The sequence below is a fragment of the Flavobacterium sp. P3_A6 genome, assembly GCF_056403035.1.
In genome coordinates, this window is sequence record NZ_JBFUGG010000015.1 from 64,976 (window position 1) to 86,897 (window position 21,922).

Annotated in this window: 12 protein-coding genes; 10 read left to right on the forward strand and 2 right to left on the reverse strand. The window is 33.2% G+C overall.

Annotated features, from left to right (window positions below; translation table 11 throughout):
• Positions 1-68: 68 nt before the first annotated feature.
• Positions 69-923, forward strand: coding sequence for an EamA family transporter (locus tag AC1DVP_RS14750; protein WP_477184248.1), 855 nt, complete (start codon positions 69-71; stop codon positions 921-923).
• 47 nt (positions 924-970) lie between these two features.
• On the opposite strand, the gene AC1DVP_RS14755 is transcribed toward AC1DVP_RS14750, so the two are convergent.
• Positions 971-2,191, reverse strand: a complete 1,221-nt coding sequence (locus AC1DVP_RS14755; protein ID WP_477184249.1) for a serine hydrolase — start codon at positions 2,189-2,191, stop codon at positions 971-973.
• 109 nt (positions 2,192-2,300) lie between these two features.
• The gene (locus AC1DVP_RS14760; protein WP_477184250.1) at positions 2,301-2,738 is read right to left on the reverse strand and encodes a MarR family winged helix-turn-helix transcriptional regulator; all 438 of its coding nucleotides are present in this window, start codon (positions 2,736-2,738) and stop codon (positions 2,301-2,303) included.
• 1,081 nt (positions 2,739-3,819) lie between these two features.
• Here AC1DVP_RS14760 and AC1DVP_RS14765 point away from each other — a divergent pair.
• From AC1DVP_RS14765 to AC1DVP_RS14805, 9 genes are all read left to right on the forward strand, one after another.
• Positions 3,820-5,358, forward strand: coding sequence for an alpha-N-arabinofuranosidase (locus AC1DVP_RS14765; RefSeq protein ID WP_477184251.1), 1,539 nt, complete (start codon positions 3,820-3,822; stop codon positions 5,356-5,358).
• A gap of 519 nt (positions 5,359-5,877) precedes the next feature.
• A complete protein-coding gene (locus AC1DVP_RS14770; RefSeq protein WP_477184252.1) occupies positions 5,878-9,897 on the forward strand; it encodes a hybrid sensor histidine kinase/response regulator transcription factor in 4,020 nt (1,339 codons plus the stop codon).
• Positions 9,898-10,450: 553 nt separating this feature from the next.
• Positions 10,451-12,037: a glycoside hydrolase family 43 protein gene (locus tag AC1DVP_RS14775; protein WP_477184253.1), complete on the forward strand. Its 1,587-nt coding sequence runs from the start codon at positions 10,451-10,453 to the stop codon at positions 12,035-12,037.
• 59 nt (positions 12,038-12,096) lie between these two features.
• On the forward strand, positions 12,097-13,467 hold the full coding sequence (locus tag AC1DVP_RS14780) for a glycoside hydrolase family 43 protein (RefSeq protein WP_477184254.1): 1,371 nt from the start codon (positions 12,097-12,099) through the stop codon (positions 13,465-13,467).
• A gap of 190 nt (positions 13,468-13,657) precedes the next feature.
• Positions 13,658-15,178, forward strand: a complete 1,521-nt coding sequence (locus AC1DVP_RS14785; protein WP_477184255.1) for a DUF5605 domain-containing protein — start codon at positions 13,658-13,660, stop codon at positions 15,176-15,178.
• Positions 15,179-15,607: 429 nt separating this feature from the next.
• Positions 15,608-16,189 carry a Crp/Fnr family transcriptional regulator gene (locus AC1DVP_RS14790; RefSeq protein ID WP_477184256.1) on the forward strand — a complete coding sequence of 194 codons (582 nt, stop codon included), beginning with the start codon at positions 15,608-15,610 and terminating at the stop codon, positions 16,187-16,189.
• Positions 16,190-16,290: 101 nt separating this feature from the next.
• On the forward strand, positions 16,291-16,779 hold the full coding sequence (locus AC1DVP_RS14795; RefSeq protein WP_477184257.1) for a YybH family protein: 489 nt from the start codon (positions 16,291-16,293) through the stop codon (positions 16,777-16,779).
• Positions 16,780-16,861: 82 nt separating this feature from the next.
• Positions 16,862-17,275, forward strand: a complete 414-nt coding sequence (locus tag AC1DVP_RS14800) for an ester cyclase (protein WP_477184258.1) — start codon at positions 16,862-16,864, stop codon at positions 17,273-17,275.
• Between the two features lie 1,431 nt (positions 17,276-18,706).
• On the forward strand, positions 18,707-21,898 hold the full coding sequence (locus tag AC1DVP_RS14805; protein WP_477184259.1) for a SusC/RagA family TonB-linked outer membrane protein: 3,192 nt from the start codon (positions 18,707-18,709) through the stop codon (positions 21,896-21,898).
• The last annotated feature ends 24 nt before the right edge of the window (positions 21,899-21,922 follow it).

Genomic DNA, 21,922 nt, shown 5'->3' on the forward strand with positions numbered 1-21,922 from the left:
GTTGTGAACAGAAAATTAATGCAGATTCTAGGTTTAAACAGTATTTTTACAGAAATAAAAATAGAACTATGTTATTTCTTATTCTGAGCGTAATTTGCAGTGTTACGGTTGGTGTGATTTTCAAAATTTCACGTCGCTATCAAATACCTGCCACACTGATTGTGGCTTATAATTATGCATTTGCTCTAGCGTTGTGTTATTTGGTTTTCAGTCCCGATTTAACGGTTTTAAATACTTCTTCGCCATGGGAAATCTTTATTCCTTTGGGTATTTTGTTGCCCGTAGTATTTCTTTTTCTGGCATCTTCGATAAAACACATGGGAATCGTAAAAACCGATGTTGCCCAGCGATTGTCACTGATTATCTCCATTTTGGGAGCTTGGCTGTTTTTTGGAGAGCAATTCAGTGGACTTAAATTGACGGCTCTTTTGTTCGGATTTCCGGCAATCATTCTTATTTTGGACAAACCTACCGAAAGCAAAGAAAACAAATGGGTTTACCCAACCCTTGTATTGCTTGGTTTTGGAGTGATAGATCTGCTTTTTAAGCAAATTGCGGTGACTTCTACATTGCCTTTTACCACCTCTTTATTCGTTCTTTTTTCGATAGCATTTGTAATAATGATACTTTTTAATGTTTATGAAATACTTTTCAGAAAGGCTAAAATGGATTTCAAGAGTATCATTTTTGGAGGTTTGGTTGGAATTTTCAATTTTGGGAATATCTTGTTTTATTTAAAGGCACATCAGGCATTCGCCAAAAATCCTTCGACCGTTTTTGCGGGGATGAATTTGGGAGTTATTGTTATTGGGACTCTTGTTGGTGTTTTTGTTTTCAAGGAAAAAGTAACTAAACTAAACATTGCAGGTTTGTTTTTGGCATTGCTTGCAATTGTTTTTATTGTGGCTTCCCAGTTGAGTTAGAGAATAATCTAGATTGAAAAAGTTAAATGCGTGAATTGTTCGTGTTTTTAAGGGATATTTCTTTTTATTTCTTCTTTCACTCCTCCTTTAGTCAAAATTATAGAATTGAAAAAACCGGATTTATCCTGAATAAATTCAATAGTCCTGTCGTTATTGTCCGCTCTAAAAAATTTTGTATTGGACTCAGGCAGGAGTTCCATTTCTTTACTATTGTAGTAAAGTTTACCGTCAATTTTTAATATTTCAATTTTGCCATATTGGCCTGCATATTTGTCATATATGGTAGTATCTATTTTTGTTTGATAATGTTTGTATGGAAGTTCTACTTCTTTTTGCAATGCAATTGCTGAAAGGCCATAACCTATGATGTATGAAAATGATTCGTTATTGGAAAGTACAGTCACAAAAATTTTGTCATCTGTAAATCGGTTAAAAGAAGTCATTGTGCCAAAAAAACCTCCGTCATGAGCAATTAGCTGATGTCCGTGATTATAAAATGGATTAATTATAAATCCATATCCCCAATTTTCGGAGCTATAGGATGTAAACATTAGTTTCTTCATTTCTGCAGACAAAACAGCGGTTCCATATAGCGCATTGTCCCATAAAGCCAAATCTTCAACGGTGGAATAGACGCCATCATGACCTATGTTAATTCCCCAATTGATATAGGGATTGTGGATAAATCCTTTTTCCGCCCGACAATAAACCTTTGCTTTTTTTGAGATTATCGAATCATTATTACTGACACCCGTATTTTTCATACCTGCTTTTTCAAATATATTTTTTCTTAAAAAAACGGCGTATTTCTCACCTGAAACTTTTTCTATAATCTTAGCTAACAAATAATAGCTTATATTGCTATAGGCAGTTTTAGTTCCCGGTGAAAATTCATAAGGCATTTTTTTTATTTGAGAATAGGCAGAATCATTGCTCATAGTGCTTAATGCAATTTCTTTAAAACCTAAAGCAAGTCCTGAAGAATGAGATAATAGCATATGAATAGTAACACTATCGGCTTTTGGGTAATCCGGAAAAAAWTTACTTAGATGATCATTAAGTGATAATTTTCCTTTTTCTACCAATAGAAGAACGGCTGTAGCTGTAAATTGTTTTGTTACCGAAGCCAATTGAAATTTAGTATCTACWGTGTTTTTAATATTCCATTCATAATCTGCTAAGCCGTATGCTTTTTTTAATAAAACAGTGCCGTTTTTCGACACTAGGACTGTCCCGCTAAAATTATTAACTTTAACTTGTGCCTCCATATATTTTGCAAKATTATTCGATAYGTCTTTTTGTCCAAAAATTAATAATGGCAAAAAGRAAAATATTAAAATTTGGGTCGATTTAAGTATTTGATGGATTTTTATCATTTTATTTTTTACAGTTTAGGATTATTTTACTTAGTGTTTTGTCGAGTAAATCAATTTCATTTTGTGATAAGCCCTCAAGAGCAGTTTTTCTGTTCTGTTGTATAATTGGGGATAATAATTCAATTGTGTTTTTGCCTTTTTTTGTGATTTCGAGGCTAAATTTCCTTCTATCTGATTCGTTTATTTTTCTTACTAGATAATTCTTTTGTACCATTAATTCAATAATTCTTGTAATTGATGCATTATCTTTAAAAATTAATTCTGCAATTTCTTTTTGAGAATAAGTTGAGTTTTTGTTAAGAATTATTAGTAATAAACACTGGTCAACGGTAATATCACTTACTATTTGGCTTATGTTTTTTTGTGAAAATTTTCTATATTCTTTAATTGTTTGTTCAATTGTATAGAGAACAGTTCCTGTTGGATTATTATTTTTCATTTTAAATTGTTTGATACAAATATAATTGATATATCAATTATATAGTGTGTTTTTTTTGTATTTATTTTTAATTTAAAAAAAAGGTTGTTTTTAAAAGGGTACATAAAAAGTCTTTTTTCAAAAAAAAAATATAAAAAAAAGAGAATAAACTACCTCTGGGGCTCTGCTTTGAGGTAGTTTATTGGTGTTTAAAACTTCTAACACATCTTTGCCAGAGCCGATTATACCATTTAGCATTATAAAATATTCTGAATTACTTTTTTTACACACATTAGACTATTATATATATCTAAATGGGATTAACAGTCGAAAATGTCGTGTTTGAATGGATTTTCAAATTCTCTTTGATTTTGGAAGTTTTCTTTTATGATGGATATTTTCTCTCCCTAGCCTATTTTTTTTACACTATTAAGTTCAAGTAATTTTAGCCGGCACAGCTTAAATATCGTAATTGCAACAAATGAGATAGTTTCTTGATACAAAAGAATACCATGACATAACGATGTTTTAATGAGATTTGCATATACAATTTTTTGTTGCATGACAAGCAGAATAGGAGTGGTGTGTTTAATATTTGACTTTAACTTAATTTGTTAAAAGAGCATTGAACTATCATTTTAATAGAAGTTTTATTTGTATGAATAAGTTTTTCACTCTGGTAAGTCTAACTTTTTTTGTAAATATTGTTTTGACACAGCTTCAAAACAATAATACACTAAATGGACTCCAGAAATTAGTAAGGGCTTTGAAATTACAGAGGCATCTGCTTCTTTGCTGTGGAGTTAATGTAAAAAGGAGCTGAAATTGAGGTGGCTCCAAGTATACATTAAGCATGACAATTTTTAAAATTGAATGGTTAAATTTTAAGTTAGTTTGCTTGTTAACTAGGGAGTTTAGTAGTCTCCCTAGTTTTATTTTAAACAAAAAAGCAAATGATCAAAAAAAAGTTTTTTTTTATTTTTTTGCTATTTCTGAATTTACCCGAAATAAAAGGAAATAGGTTACGATTTTTAAAAAAATAAATGATGCTTTGTTCCTTAAATTTTTATAAAATAATAAACACTAACAAATAATTTCATATATGAAAAAGCTCTTTTTGTTGATTTGTATTTCTTTTATTTTTCAAAATGTTTTTTCGCAAAATAAAGTTACAGAGATAACAATTGCTAAAACAGAAAACAAAACCATCATTAATAAAAATATTTATGGTCATTTTGCAGAACATTTGGGAAAATGTATTTATGGTGGACTTTTTGTTGGAGAAGACAGTAATATATCAAATACGAAAGGTGTTCGTAATGATATAATTAAAGCATTGAAAGAACTGAAAGTACCTAATCTTCGTTGGCCTGGAGGCTGTTTTGCTGATACGTATCATTGGAAAGATGGAATAGGCTCTAAAAAAGACAGACCAAGTATTGTGAATCGTTGGTGGGGAGGAGCTGTTGAAGACAATAGTTTTGGAACTAATGAATTTTTAGATATGTGTGAAGTTCTGGGAGCAGAACCTTATTTGGCAGGAAATGTAGGAAGCGGATCGCCTCGTGAATTAGAAGAATGGGTTCAGTATGTAAATTATGAATCAGGTTCTCCAATGTCCGAATTAAGAAAGAAAAACGGTAGAGAAAAACCTTGGAAAGTCACTCTTTGGGGAGTCGGGAATGAAATGTGGGGATGTGGCGGAAATATGACTGCAGAATTTTATGCTAATTTATACAGGCAGTATGCTACTTTTTTACCAGACGGAAAGGGTGATAAAAAGTTATTTAGGGTAGCCTCGGGTGCAAATGGCGATGATTATCATTGGACAGAAGTTTTAATGCGGGATATTCCTAAAGGATTAATAGAAGCTGTTGCTTTACATTGGTACTCAGTTAGCAATTGGGAAAAGAAAGGAGCATCTACAAAATTTGATGAAAGCCAGTATTTTGAAACCATGAATGCGGCTGTTAAAATGGAAGAGTTAGTTCAAAAACACACTGCAATCATGGATAAATACGATCCGGAAAAGAAAACTGCTTTGGTAGTTGACGAGTGGGGCGGATGGTATGATACTGATGAAGGGGCAAGTCCATTATATCAACAAAATACAATGAGAGACGCTATGATTGCTGGCCTAACCTTGAATGTGTTTAACAATCATGCAGATAGAGTAAAAGGAGCAAATTTGGCTCAAATAGTAAACGTTTTGCAAGCAGTAATTTTGACTGATAAAGAAAAAATGGTACTTACTCCCACTTATCACGTAATGAAAATGTATAATGTACATCAGGATGCTCAGTTGATTCTTTTAAAAATTGAATCTCCAAAGTATGTTTTTGATAAAAAAGAATTACCGGCAGTTTCAGTTTCAGCTTCAAAAGATAAAGCAGGTTTAACTCATATTTCACTTGTGAATATTGATTTAAAATTAGAAAATAAAATTAAAATTGATTTAAAAGAACTAGGAATCAAAAATATTAAAGGATCTGTACTGTCTTCTTCAAAAGTTCAGGATTATAATACTTTTGAGAATCCAAACAAGATAACTCCGGTTGTTTTTAATAAATTCTCGATAAAGAATGATATCTTAGAAGTTACGATCCCGCCTTTTTCTGTTGTGGTCTTGGAAGGGAAGTAAAAGAGTAGATTCATAAATTGCAATTATGAAGTTATAACAGAAGAGTAATAAGTTGCTCTGGATTTGATGTGAAAATCTCGAACAGGGAAAGTATTTGTGCCAATAAGTCCAGGCCGTTTAAGTGATGTATTTGGGATACGAATTGCAATTTTTGAAGAAATAGAAAGCTAAACGAAATATTCGAAAGGTATTCAAAATGATACCAAGACAGAAAGGTCAAAAACATTTGTTATATTTGAATATTAGCACAGAGTCAAAAGAGATACAAATAAAAAGAAAATCCGGGAGCGTTCTTTTTTTGATAAAATTATGGAGACAGTTTTACAATCGCTCCTTATGAATCAGAATTTATTGAAATAAAGCGTGATGCAAAGCAGACCTGATGAGAAAAATCACAAAACATTTCAGATAGTATTGATTTTAAATTTTAGAAAAAATAAAATTCTTTAAAATAAATAAAGAGCATATTCAGCCTAAATATTTGCCTATCGGCTCTAATTTTCGATTGACCATTTTAGTATGAAAAAGAATATAAGACAAATCTGCATACACATACTCGTAATATTTTGGATTGCATCTTTCCAAAATATTATAGGGCAGTCGTCCTATGTTTTTCATCATTTAGAAACTAATGAAGGTCTTTCAAATAATAATGTAAAAGCTATTCTGAGAGATAGTTACGGATTTCTTTGGATTGGTACAGAGTCTGGACTAAATAGATACGACGGATATGGATTTAAGGTTTATAAAATGCATCCCGGTGTATCTAATGCTCTGTCTTCAAATAATATAGTTGAATTGCAGGAAGATGGCCTGGGTAATATCTGGATAGACTTAGGATACTCTTACATGGTATATAAAAGAGATAAAGATTCTTTTTCAGACACAAAACTGTTGTTGCTCAATCTGGGGATAGAGTCGGAGTTTAATGCTAAAGTTTTTGTCGATAAAAATCGTAATCTCTGGGTGCTAAACAAAAAGAAGGTGTTCTTTTATGATTTTAAGAAAAAAAAGACGTCTGTATTCCAATTAAAGACTCCTTTACAAGAGGAGATTTCTATTGCTGATAATGGTAAATTTCTGTACGCAATTCAATATAATTCAGGAGTTTGCTGGAAACTGAATAAAAATTCCGGGGTTTTAACCTTCATAGAATTACCTGACTTTATAAAACAGAATGCTATTAATGCCGCCAAYATGATTTATATAGATGGCAATAATGGACTGTGGATTTGTTCGGATAAAAGTGAACAGGTTTTTTACAAAAAGAATTCAATTGAAGAGTGGAAAAGATTTGAATTGCCTTCAAAATTAAAAACCGAAGCCAATCATATAACAAGTATTATCGAAAATCAGCCGGGACAAATCTGGGTAGGAACAGACCATAAAGGATTGTTTATCTATGACAAAGGAAAAGATTTGTTTAAAAATGTAGCATCTGATCCATGGGTCGAGACAGGCCCGTCATCGAACAGTGTGAAGTGTCTGTACAAAGACAACAATGAGACTGTCTGGATTGGATACAATAAAAAAGGACTTTCATTTTATCATGAAAGTTTCCGGAATTTTATCAATTTCCGACATCCTGAATGTTCCGATATCATGTCTATAATGGGAGACCATCATGGAAATATTTGGTTGGGAACAGATGGAAACGGATTATATATAAAAGAAAAAAACTCAGAGACCGTTAGGAAACTTCCAGTTCCAAACATCGCCATAATATCTATACTGGAAGACAGGAAGCATCGTATTTGGATTGGTACCTATCAAAAAGGGCTTTTTTGTTATGAAAATGGCAAAATAACCCAGTATACTACAAAGAACAGCAAAATAACCAGTAATAATATTTGGAATTTAAAAGAAGACAGGTATGGAAATCTATGGATAGGATCATTGGGTGGAAAAATTCAGGTATTACAATCAGACTCGGATAATTTTAATGCTGTGATTACCCCATTTGATGATATTGTTTATGCGTTGGATATGTCTTATGATGGCGGTGATAAAATGTATATTGGTACTGTATTTGGCCTTTTGGTAATTGATATTACGAATTACAAAAAGACTTTATATCATAGCAATAAGAAAGGAAATCAAACTTTTCCCCAAGATCAAATTTCAAATGTCTATAAAGATAAACGTGGCATTATATGGTTAGGCAGTAATGAAGGACTGATCATCTGGAATCAAAAAAAAGACACTATTTATTATTTTAATAAAGAAAATGGATTATGTGATAATTCAATTAAAGGTATAACAGAAGATAATCTCAATAATATTTGGGTAACAACAAGTAATGGACTTTCAATACTTACTGTTATGCCGGCATCAAATAGAGAATTTGTTTTTTCAAGTAAAAATTATTCAGTCAAAGATGGACTTATGAATAATTATTTTAATGACCGTGCTGTCTGTAAACTACAAAATGGAGATATTCTGCTTGGTAATGTGGAAGGATATACTATTTTGAATCCGAATAAAATGTCTGAAAAAGACCAATCTACACCAAAAGTTATATTTACTGAATTGACAGTGGGGAATAATACTATTCAGGTCGACTCCTATTATGATGGACGTAAGCTGCTCGAACACCCGATGCAATTAACTTCCGAGTTAAATTTCAGGCATGATGATAAACTTATCTCCTTACAGTTTACAACAGGAAATTTACTGAATGCTGATAAAGTAAAATATATTTATCAAATAGAAGGTTTTGATACACAATGGGTACCTACTCAAAAAAATAAAATAGTAATATCTTCACTTCCAACAGGTAATTACAGACTTTTAATAAAAGCACGTAATGGTGATGGTGTCTGGAATAATGTTCCAACAGAATTATTTATAAATGTAATGCCTCCTTTCTATTTTTCAATTTGGGCTTTTATCATATATGCAATTTTAATTATTAGTGCGCTGACATTTTTTGTTCATAAAACAAAAGAAAAGCATCTTATAGAACTGGAGCAGCATCGTATCCAGATTGATCATGATAAGGAAATACATATTAATGAGATAAAATTAAGGTTTTTCACCAATATCAGCCATGATTTGCGTACACCTCTCACGCTCATTATTACCCCTTTGCAGATTTTATTGAAAGATGCAGCCAACGAAAGCATGAGAAAAAAGCTGAGTGTTATGTATAAAAATGCACAACAGCTAATGGCATTAATAAACTCACTGCTTGATTTTCATAAACTGGATGTTGGTGTAGAAAGGCTGAATTTAAAGTCCGGCGATTTTGTTAGTTTTATTAATGAAATTTACACTTCATTTTGTGTTTATGCAGAAGAACGTAATATTAATTTATTGTTGTTCACTGATGTAGAAAGTTTAACAATGTCATTTGATCGGGATAAAGTTCAAAAGATACTTACAAACATACTTTCAAATGCATTCAAGTATACTCTGGATGGTGGTACTATTCGTATCCATATAAAACGAGCAAATGATACTGTTTCTGTAAGTGTTTCCGACACAGGATCTGGTATTAGCAACAAAGAAAAAGAACATATTTTTGAACGGTTTTATCAGGCTCAGCAGGAACAGGAAAAAACCGGAGCGGGTATAGGATTACATATTGTACATGAATATGTCAATCTTCACGGAGGATCAATAAATGTTACAGATAATGTGCCTCAGGGTAGTGTTTTTACCTTCCAGATTCCAATTAAAACAGCTGATTTAGGTACGGTAGAAGAGTATTCAACAGAAAATATTTCAGACGAATTTGCTATTGAGGAAGACGAAGTAACAAATATCATTACAAATAAAAAAATATTATTATTTGTAGATGACAATAATGATTTTTGTGAATTTATTAAAGATAATCTGGAGGATGAATATTATGTAATAACTGCCAATAATGGAGAAGAGGCCCTGAAATTGCTGCATAAGTTTAATGTAACCATTATTGTAAGTGATGTAATGATGCCTGTTATGAACGGAATAGAACTTTGCAGACAAATAAAAACTAATATTTATTGGTCTCATATTCCGGTTATCCTATTGACAGCACGTACTGCCGAAGAACATGTAATGGAAGGTTTGGAACTTGGTGCTGATGATTATATAACCAAACCTTTTAATTTTATTTTACTAAAACTGCGCATTCAAAAATTTGTAGATTGGACAGAGAAAAGTCATGTCTCGTTTAGCCAAAAATTAGATGTCTCTCCTGCAGAAATTACCATAACCTCTTTGGATGAAGCCCTGATAGCCAAAGCTATTAAGGTGGTAGAAGAACATATAAGCGACATTGATTTTTCTGTTGAAACCCTAAGTATAGCTTTAGGCCTAAGCCGTGGCCATTTATACAAAAAGTTAATTGCCATTACCGGTAAAGGACCAATCGAATTTATTCGAACCATACGATTAAAACGTGGACGCCAGCTTCTTGAAAAAAGCCAAATGCAAATTGCCGAAATAGCATATGAAGTAGGGTTTAATTCCCCAAAAAGATTTGCCAAGTACTTTCGGGAAGAATTTGGTTCCTTACCTTCTGAATATTTGCGCATATATAAACAGCAATAATATCTGTTGAGAGGAATTATTAAAATGCCTAATTCTAAAAAAGTGATAGAGGATTTAACAAATACAAGTACAATTTTAGAGAGTAGTAAGCTTAGGTTTACTACTTTTTTTTATACTAGTTAACCCGTTGGGTGTAATTATTAAAAACGTCAGTTCGAGTGTTTTTTGTGCAGAGAAACGGAACAAACTTCTCGATACGCTTCGCACTCGAAGTGACGTGTATCGAGAACCGTTTTTAATGATAATTTTTCTATTCTCGATACAATTTTCTATCGAAAATCACTCGAACTGACGAAAAATTATCATCAAAAACTAATTACACCCAACGGGTTACTACTTAATTTTTAACCTGGTCAATGAATGATACTATTTCCAAATCTTATTGACATAATTCCATAAAATTTCAGATTGATTTATAAATGTATTTGATATAGGTTTTCATTTAATACAATTGGCGTACTTTTTAGATACAAAAGGAAACGTTGTATGGCCTTGTTTTCTTGTTATTTTGTTTACTGAAACCATTTATAAACTATCGACCAATTTTTAAATTATGAGAAAAAAAATCAGGCCTATTTTCGCCTTCCTTATTTTGTTTGTTCAGGCCGTTGGTTTGGCGCAAGCCAAAAATCCAATAATTTTTGCTGATGTTCCTGATATGTCTATGATCAGGGTTGGTAAAAATTATTATATGAGCAGTACCACGATGCACATGAATCCGGGTGTGCCCATTATGAAATCTACAGATCTTGTCAATTGGAAAATTATTAACTATGCCTACGATACTTTGGCCGATATGCCGGAACTAAATTTGACAGAAGGAAAAAACACCTATAGTAAAGGTTCATGGGCAAGCAGTTTGCGTTACCACAAGGGCATGTATTATGTAACGACTTTTGCGCAAACCACAGGTGAAACCTATATTTTTAAAACAAAAGATATAGAAAAAGGAAATTGGCAAAGGGTTTCTTTCAAGCCAGCGCTTCATGACCATTCCTTGTTTTTTGATGATGATGGCAAGGTATATTTAATTTATAACGCGGAAAGACTAAAAATTGTTGAATTAAATGACGATCTGACAGGAGTTAAACAAGGCGTCCCGGAGAGAGTTCTCATCGAAAATGCCAGTGCACCAACAGGAAAAGAAGTAGGCCTTGGAGCTGAAGGATCTCAATTATTTAAAGTAAAAGGGAAATATTATCTATTTAATATTTGCGCGCCACGCGGTGAAATGCGAACTGTAATTATACATAGAGCAGATAATATCAACGGCCCCTGGGAAGGAAAAGTTGGCTTACAGGACAGGGGAATTGCTCAGGGCGGATTGATAGACACTCCTGATGGACGTTGGTTCTCTTATCTTTTCCGTGATTATGCTGCTGTTGGCCGCGTTCCTTATCTCGTTCCTGTTAAGTGGGAAGACGGTTGGCCTGTATTAGGAGAAAACGGCAAAGTACCGGAAACATTAGACCTGCCAGCCAGTAAAGGTTTGATTCCGAATTTAGTTACTTCTGATGAATTCAACCGAAAAAAAGGACAGGCAGCACTTCCTTTAGTATGGCAATGGAATCATAATCCGGATAATGCGCTGTGGTCTGTAACTGAAAGAAAAGGATTCCTGCGCCTCAAAACAGGAAGAATCGACACTGATTTTCTTCAGGCCAGAAACACACTTACACAACGCACTATTGGTCCAACCAGCTCAGCTTCTGTTGCCCTGGATGTATCCAAAATGAAAGACGGCGATTTTGCCGGATTCTCAGTTCTCCAAAAAAAGTATGGATTGGTGGGGGTTAAAATTGACGCAGGTCAAAAGTCGATAGTAATGATCAATGCTGATAATGATAAGCCTGTCGAAGTACAACGAATCCCATTGGGTCAAGACAAAATTTACTTCAGAATCGATTGCGATTTTACCGGCATGAACGATGAAGCTAAAAACCTTTACACTCTTAATGGGAAAGATGAAGCTAAATTTTCGTACAGCTTAGATGGAAAAGTGTGGAATCCTATTGGAAATATATTGAAAATGAAATATGATATCCCACATTTTATGGGGTACCGCTTTGGCTTGTTTAATTACGCCACAAAAAATACCGGTGGGCATGTTGATTTTGATTGGTTCAGAATTAAATATTAAGATAAATTATGAATAATTATCCAGCCGAACGGAGGATTTGTATTAACTAAATAACTAAAATGAAACATACCTATAAACTTATAGCGACACTTATAACTATCTTAAATTGTTCCATTGGAGAAGCACAAAATCCTATTGTGCAAACCAAGTATTCGGCAGATCCGGCACCAATGGTACATAACGGCACAGTATATTTGTATACAAGTCATGATGAAGACGATGCCAATGCTGACGGCAAGGGTTTTAAAATGCTCAATTGGTCACTTTATACATCAACCGACATGGTCAATTGGACAGACCATGGAATAGTTGCTTCTCTAAAAGATTTTAGTTGGGCAAAGCAGGAGAATGGTGCCTGGGCAGTTCAGTGTATTGAACGAAATGGTAAATTTTATTTATACTGTCCCATGCATGGCGGAAATATAGGAGTTTTGGTTTCAGATAGCCCTTATGGTCCGTTTAAAGACCCTATCGGTAAGAAACTTATCAATCATCATCCCTGGAACGATATTGATCCTACCCCATTTATAGATAAGGATGGCCAGGCGTATTTGTTTTGGGGAAATCCCGGCTTGTATTACGTCAAACTGAATAAGGACATGATATCCTGTTCGGGTGAAGTGAAACAAATACCCAACACTCTGGAATCTTTCGGTAAACGAGAAGGAGAAAAAAATAATATAAGACCTACCACTTATGAGGAAGGACCATGGCTGTATAAACGCAATAGTCTGTATTATTTATTTTTTGCCGCAGGACCAATATCGGAACATATTGGTTATTCAACCAGTAAAAGTATAACAGGACCCTGGAAATATCAAGGTGTCGTCATGCCTACACAAGGAAATTCTTTTACCAATCATCCCGGTATAATTGATTTTAAGGGGCAGTCCTATTTTTTCTATCACAATGGTGCATTGCCGGGAGGTGGTGGTTTTACCCGTTCAGTATGTGTAGAAGAAGCCAGGTTTAATAAAGATGGTTCGATTGTGCAAATGAATATGACAGAAGGCATTAAACAGAGTTTAAATCCATTAAACCCTTATGTCAAAACGGAAGCTGAAACCATTGCCTGGTCTGAAGGAGTGAAGTCGATGGAAGATAATGTGGCCGGCACTTTTATTACGGCAAAATACAATGACGCTTTTATCAAAGTAAAAGAAGTGGATTTCCGTAAAGGTGCTTCGAAATTCACGACAAGAATTGGCACAACGCACAACGGAAATGTTTCAATGGAGATACGATTGGACACTAAAGACGGAGAGTTAATCGGAACCGTAAATGTACCAATGACGGAAGGCAATGACAAATGGGCATTGCAGACAATTGATGTTAAAAAAGTTTCAGGAATTCACGATTTGTATTTTGTTTTTAAAGGAGAAGCCAAGACCGATATACTGTATTTTGATTATTGGAAATTTTTAAAATAATTTTTACAAAAAAAGCAATCTGTTGTCTAAAAAAGAAATTAGACAAAGCAGACCACGATGTTTTTGAAGGTCCAAACCGTATCTATTTTGAAGTAGGAGACTCTTTGGGATATGTTTCTGATGTTAAAAATAAGGATGCCCGTACCGAAGGAATGTCATATGGAATGATATTTATTAAACAATTACAATTATGCGTAGATTAATACTATTATTGACAGTCTCTTTATCTTTTTTGAGTATTTCGGCTCAAAATAAAGTTGAAAAATGGCGTATTTATGAGATCGTTCTTAATGGTGACTCAAAAGGTAATCCGTTCACTGATGTACAACTAAGTGCTAAATTTACAAATGGTGAGAACATAAAAATAGTTTCAGGCTTTTATGATGGAAATGGGATATATAAAATCCGTTTTATGCCACAAGCGACAGGTGCCTGGACTTATATCACATCAAGCAATTTAAAATCGCTTAACAATAAAAAAGGCAAATTTGAATGTTTTTCAAATACCAAAAGCAATCACGGACAAGTTGTAGTGAAAGATACTTTTAATTTTGCTTATTCAGACAATAAACCATATTACCCTTTTGGTACAACCTGTTATGCATGGGTTCATCAAGGAGATAGTCTTGCCCAATTAACATTGAAAACCCTTGCTAATGGATATTTCAACAAAATGCGCATGTGTATTTTCCCTAAAGACTACGATTGGAATAAAAACGAGCCACTCTTGTATCCTTTTGAGGGAAAGCCTTTAACTGATTGGGATTACACGAAATTTAACCCTGTATATTTTCAGAATATTGAGAAAAGGATAGCGCAATTGGATTCACTTGGCATCGAAGCCGATTTAATTGTTTTTCATCCTTACGACCGTTGGGGATTTCAAAAAATGGACAGAAAAACTGATGATTTATATATCAATTATATTATTGCCCGCTTTGCTGCCTATAAAAATGTATGGTGGAGTCTGGCTAATGAATATGATTTTATGAAGTCTAAGAATACAGTTGACTGGGACCATTTTATTCAGTTATTTGCCGAAAAAGACCCATACAATCACTTGCGTTCAATACACAATGGAGCTAACCTCTATGACCACGAAAACGCCTTGATCACACATGTGAGCATACAGAATGAAGATACCTATAAAGCAAAGGAATTAAGGTCAAAATATAAAAAACCAATAGTTTATGATGAATGTCGGTACGAAGGAAATATTAATTGGCCGTGGGGGAATATATCAGCTCAGGAGATGGTGAACAAATTTTGGCGTGGTGTTATAAATGGTGGCTTTGTTGGACATGGAGAAACGTATGTTACTGAAAATCCCGTTAAATGGGGATATGAATCGCAAGATATTTTGTGGTGGTCAAAAGGAGGAGTTCTCAGAGGGCAAAGTCAGGAAAGGATTAAGTTTTTAAGAAATATAATTGAATCTGCCCCAGGATATTTAACGCCAATTATCAATACGGAATTTTGGGTGCCGTATTCATATGTTGCTTTTAAAGATGAATATTTTCTGCACTATTTTAGTGTTGACCAGTCACGCAGCCAAATTGTATATCTACCCGAAAATTCAAAATATAAAATTGAAATTATCAATGCATGGGATATGACAATTACACCTGTTAAGGGAGAATTTAGTGGAAAAAGTTTAATTCAACTTCCGCAAAAACCTTTTACAGCGTTGCGCATCACTAAAATAATGTGATTCGTCTAACGTAATTGTGAATGAAGGAAGTGTTTAGTTCGTGTTTTTGGGATATTGAACTTATTACGGAAACAAGGAATCCCGGAAAAGCTATTATTTATAGAAAGACGGGATGTTGTTTTATAATAATTAGTTATTGTTTTAATTACTCCCAAGTCAGGACATGTATATTGTGTCACGTGCTTTTAAAACTTTCTATCATATTACTTTGAATTTGCTATCTTTCCATTGTGGGCACGGATTGCAAACCCGTTGAAATAAAATATTTTAATCGTAAATTTGAMTGAATTAAAGAAGATTAAAAAACAGCTGCTTAATAAGGTTTGTCAAAATGAGGAATGCTAAATTTGAAATTATATCTCTAAGTTCATCACTTGACCGGCCTAATGTTATTGACATGCAAAAGATCAAAACGAAAAAAAATAGAAATTGACTGCACAGCCCATCATCGAATATTTTAAAAATTATCTTCCTTTAAATAAAGAAGAAAGTTCATTATTAGATAAAAGGACGACACAACGACAAATTAAGCGCAGGCAAATGATCTTGCAGGAAAGTTTTGTTTGCAAACATTACACGTTTGTAGTTAACGGCTGTTTTAAAATGTATAGCATTGATGAAAAAGGAGGTGAACACAATATCAGTTTTGCAGTCGAAAATGAATGGATAGCGGATTTAGGAAGTTTCTATTCAGAGAAGCCAAGCAAACTGTTTATTGAAGCAATTGAACCTTCACTTATTCTGCAAATCGAAAAACAAGATTTACTTTACTTATTCGTTAATGTACCTAAGTTTGATCGAAATTTCAGGGTTATTATTGAAGAAAAATATATCGAACTTCAAAATCGTTTATTGCAAAACATTAGCTCAAATGCATTTCAATGTTACTTAGATTTTTTGGAGCAATATCCAAAGCTTGCATTAAGATTACCAAATACTCAAATAGCTTCCTATCTTGGTATTACACCTGAATTTCTTAGCAAAATTCGTAGTGATATGCCCATTAAGTAACTTTTAGTCTTAATATATATTAAGACTATTTCTTAAAATTGTTTATTGGCTCACGGCAAATTGACATTGTATTTTTACATTATAATTTTAAAGACAAAAAAATGAAAAATGTAATTATATCAGTAACAATCATTACTTCAATGTTGGTATTTAACGATGCACAAAGTCAAACTAATAATTTTAAAAACAAGAAAATGGAACAAACAAAAACTACAGAAAAAGCAGCAATCGAAAAATTAATTTTCACTTATCAAGACGCATTAAATGCTTCGGATACTGAAAAGGTAATTACACTTTACACTAAAAATGGTTCGTTAATAGCAAATGCAGCACCTACAGCTGATGGAATTGATGCTGTAAAAGGAACTTATCAATATGTGTTTGATAACTTCACCTATTCACTTAAATTTTCTATTATTGAAATTGAAGTGAATGGGAATATAGCTTTTGCAAGGTCAACTTCAAAAGGTTCATTCGTTATCAAAGCAAGCGGACAAACCCTGCCAGATGAAAATCGTGAACTATTTGTATTTGAAAAAGAGAACGGAGCATGGAAAATAGCTCGTTATATGTATAACAAATCGAAATAATTCAAGTCACACATTAAATTAATCGTAGCGAAGTAACTTAAAGTTTCGCTACTATTTTTTCATTAAAAAAAAATAAAACATCATGACAAATCATAAAAACTTCTTTGAGCAATTTGTTAAATTTATCAATACTGCCGATGAAAATTTGGCACAGCAGCTTATTAGTCCCACAGCAAAATTTTATGTTCCAGGTCAAGTAGAGCCTCTTATTGGTCCAGCAGGATATTTGGCAACTATTTGGATGATGCGTGAAGGATTTCCTGATATCCAATGGCATTTAGAAGAAATAATTTCAGAAAATGATAAATCTGCTATTCGTTTTACAATGACTGGTACACATAAGGGAACTTTTTTTGGAGTCCCTGCAACTGGAAATAGCATTAAAGTACAAGCCACTAATTTCTATCGTCTTACTGATAATCAGATTACAGAAGAATATGGACAACCTGATTTATTAGCATTATTGCAACAAATAGGAGCAGTACCTACGAATTAAAAAATAATATTCTGATAAAGATGACAGATAATAAAGCATAGGGTAGATGGAACTGAAAATCCTGTAGGTGAGGAACGAGATTTTTTTGCAATTAGGTAAGTTATCAATAGTTAACACACAGTAAAATCGTAGCACAAGCTATTTTAAGGATTAATAACTTAGTAATGACAGGGAGGACTGTAGAGTTTAGGTTCTAAACTTTATAAACTTAGGAAGATCATACATTCCCAATAAATAAAACTTCCATGACCTAATGGAGTCTTTGTGGTTCTCAAGAGCCTGTTTAGAAATCATTTTATGCAGGTTTTAAAAAGACTTTCAGTTAAAATATAAGAATTTACTGTATATGAAAATTAAATCTTGATATTAAATCACATTAGCTAAATTGATTTATTTGAATATCTATTTATGTGCAGTAAAAAAGATTTGCACTAAGGAAATAATTATATTCCCCTCCGCTGCCGCACGAATCCTTCAGTGTGGCTTGCTTTACTTACAACAGTTGTTGTTTTATAATTTTAATACCTTGTTGATAAATTAAATGTTAACAAGGTATTTAAAAAACATGAAAATATTAGTTTTCTTGGTACATGGACAGCGATGGCGATGGATGGCATAGCGGTCGAACATGTTACAACATAATTACCCTTGCTATAATTCAATAGCCAAATTATATCTCCATTCATTCGAAATACACTAAATTCTTTGGTACATCCAGATATATTCTACACGTGTAAATCAGTTTTGCTTCTACAACACTTTGGTGTTTTTAAATTATAATTCTTCAGCGAAAGCTTTAAATCAACTCAAAACCTTCTTTTTTAATAATCGAACCCGGATTAAAAACAAAGTATCTTTCTGAAGAATACTGAAGGTCTTTTCTAAAATTATTTGAAGCTCACTTAACAGTTTCTATTTCCATTTTGCCCTTTTCTGGAATGAGTTTAATTTGTGATGTTAGGAGCTTTCATACGATTCTATTTTTCAGCAAAATTGATTTTAAAAAGAACAGCAAATAAAGCATCTTTCCGGCAGACAAAATGCTCCTCCAAAATCTATAGAATTCTGTTAAAGAAACTCCTCTAATATGCAAACTTAATGTTAAAAATCAAATGTTTATATGTTCAGTTTATCTCGAATCAGGATCTATTTTAAATTATTGAAATAACAGTTTTTTAAGACATTAAATGTGATAATTAAATATTTATAGGTTTTTTTTTATGGTAATTCTATAATTGCAACAATTGGTACCGTTTTTAGATACAAAATGAGCCGTAGTTTGGCATTGCTTTATTGTTAATTTGTTCCCAACGTTACATGGAAATGTATAAGACAATGAAATAACAAATATTAAAAAGGTTTCATGACAAAAGACATTCTTTTCATGTAAAATTAAACCACTTAATTAACTAACTCAAAACTAATTTAATTATGAATGAAAAACATGTAATTCAACGCTTTGTAAAAGCAAAAAATCTCCTTAGTAAGTATGCCTTTCTGCTAATGCTTTGTTCATTTAGCTTGGCCTCAGCTCAAAATCCTGACGAAAAAATTACAGGAATTGTATTAGAAGATTCAAATGGCCTGCCACTTTTTGGGGTTACCGTTTCTCTTAAAGGAACTAAAGATGTTATATCTACTGATGCTAACGGTTCATTTTCTATTAAAGCTAAAATTGGAGAAACACTTGTTCTAAGTTATATAGGCTTTATAAAGCAGGAAATAAAGATTACCACTAGCGGTCAATTGACTATTCGCTTGAAAGATGATGTAAAGGCATTAGACGAAGTAGTGGTAATTGGGTATGGTAGCGCAAAGAGAAAAGATCTTACAGGGTCGATATCTTCCATATCGGGTAATGAACTTCGTAAAACAGTACCCGTAACTTTTGATCAAGCGCTGCAAGGAAAAGTAGCAGGTGTAGTGGTGATGCAAACATCTGGTCAACCAGGAGGTGGTGTTAATATACAAATACGCGGTTTGTCTTCTTTTGGTAATAGTTCTCCATTATATGTAATTGATGGAGTTATAATTGGTCAAAGTTATGGTGGGCCTAATGGTACAAATCCATTAGCTGCTATTAATCCTGCTGACATAGAGTCTCTTGATGTTTTAAAAGATGCATCAGCAACAGCTATTTATGGCTCACAGGCTACTAATGGTGTAATTGTGGTAACTACTAAGAGGGGAAAAGAAGGCGTTCCAAAAATTTCTTATGAATTTTCAACTGGATACCAAGAGTTGATCAAGCAATATTCTACTATGAATTTAAGAGAATATGCTCAGTTTATTAATGACAGAAATACTGGTTATGGCTGGGGTTTTGATCAAAGACCAGAATTTGCCAATCCTCAGTATTTAGGTCTGGGCACAAACTGGCAAGATGAATTGTTTAGAAGAGCTCCGGTACAAAACCATGTGCTTACTTTAAGCGGCGGGAATGATAAAACGCAATATTTATTATCAGGTGCTTATTTCAATCAGGATGGTATAGCTTTGGGTTCTGAGTTTGCCAGAGCTTCGCTAAGATTAAATTTAGACAATCAAACTACAAAGTGGTTAAAAATTGGAACTAGCTTACAGTTAACCCATATTGATGAGAATGTAAATTCAACAGGTTCAAGTGTTATTGGAGCAGCATTAAGTCAAACACCAGATATTCTTGTAAGAAATCCTGATGGCAGCTATGCTGGAGAAGAAAGCAGCGAAGGATGGATTACAAAACGTGTAAACCCAGTTGCTTTTGCTCTTATTAATAAAATTCAACCTAAAAGAAATCAGATATTTGGTAATTTGTATGCAGATATAACATTTAGCAAGAATTTGTCATTTAGAAATGAGGTATCAGGTAATTTTTCATTTAGAACAACTGATGAATATTATCCTAAATATAAGTTTGGGTTAGCTGAGAGATTAGTGAATGAAGCAAAATATGGCTATGAACAAAACTATTTCACTACTTTTAGGAGTTATCTTACTTATAATAAGGTCTTTAAAGATAAATACAACGTCAATGTGTTAGCAGGACATGAGTCACAGCTGTCTCAGTTTGAAAATGTTTCAGCAGGAAGGAGAAATTTCATTTCTGACAATGTTACCAATATAGGTAGTGGCGATGTAGCAACAGCGACCAATGGGGGAACGAGAGGAGACAGTGCGCAAGAATCTTATTTTGGGCGTGTGAATTTTATTTACGATGACAGATACTTGCTGACAGTTAATTTACGTTCAGATGGTTCTTCAAAATTTGCACCAGATACGCGTTGGGTATCTACTTATTCAGGAGCACTCGCCTGGAAATTAAATAATGAGAAATTTTTAAAAGGATCAAAAATAATCAATGAATTAAAGTTAAGGATTGGTTATGGTTTGACTAATAATCAAAATGTTAGAGACAATGCTTATTTATCAATGCTGCAATCAGTTTCAACTGCATTGTCAGGAAATTCGCAGCTTACTGCTAGTTTAGGAAACCCAGACGTTAAATGGGAAAAAACAGAATCTAGTAATGCTGGAATTGATGCAAGACTTTTTAATTGGAAGCTTAATTTTTCAGTTGATGTCTATAATCGTTTGACAGATGGATTGTTAATGCAAATCCCATTAGGGGGTTATTCTGGAACAACTACTAGTGGTTCTGCAGGAGCATTAGGTGCTCCATATATAAATATTGGATCGGTTGGAAATAGAGGTATAGACCTTCATGTGAATTCTACCAATATAACTACTAAAGATTTTTCTTGGAGTTCAGATTTTACGCTATCTCATAATAAAAACAAGGTATTAAAATTAAATACAGGCGGGGCTTCTTTGCCTGGATATTTTAATAATGAAGTAATTGCTCAAACAGTAGTTGGTGGATCTATAGGTGATTTTTATGGTTACAAAGTAGATGGGGGTGTATTTGCAACTGCAGATGATTTTAAAACACATGCTTTACCTACTACAACAGATGGTGCTCCATTGCCAATTACGCCAAATTCTGGGGGAGTATGGTATGGAGATCTTAAATTTAAAGATTTAAATGGTGATGGCGTAATTACTGAAAAAGATAGAACCTATTTAGGCTCTCCTATTCCAGTTGTTCAACTAGGTCTTGGTAATAACTTTACTTATAAAGGTTTTGACCTGAATATTTTCTTTAGTGCTAATGTTGGTAATAAAGTAATAAATGCAATGAGGATTAATGGAGAGGATCCTTCAACAAACTATGGTTTCTTAACATCATTAAAAGAGCATGCAGTTTTGGCTTTAAAAGATCCAAATGGGTCGGTTACAGATGTTGACAACGTATATGTTACCAACCCAAACACTACAGTTGTTGGACTTAAAAATAATAATAGTAATTTGAATCATCGTTTCTCTGACAAATATGTTGAAGATGGATCTTTTATCAGATGTAAAAATATTACTCTAGGATATAGATTTCCCGAAAAGTTGATTCAAAAAATACATTTGAGCTCTTTTCGTGTGTATGCTAATGTTAGCAATGCCTTTCTTATTACAAAATACAAAGGGATGGATCCAGAAGTGGGTTCATGGAATCCATTACAGGCTGGAATTGATTACGGTTATTATCCACAATCCCGAACATTAACTTTAGGACTTAACTTGGGACTTTAATTTTAAATAAATAAAATAACGTAT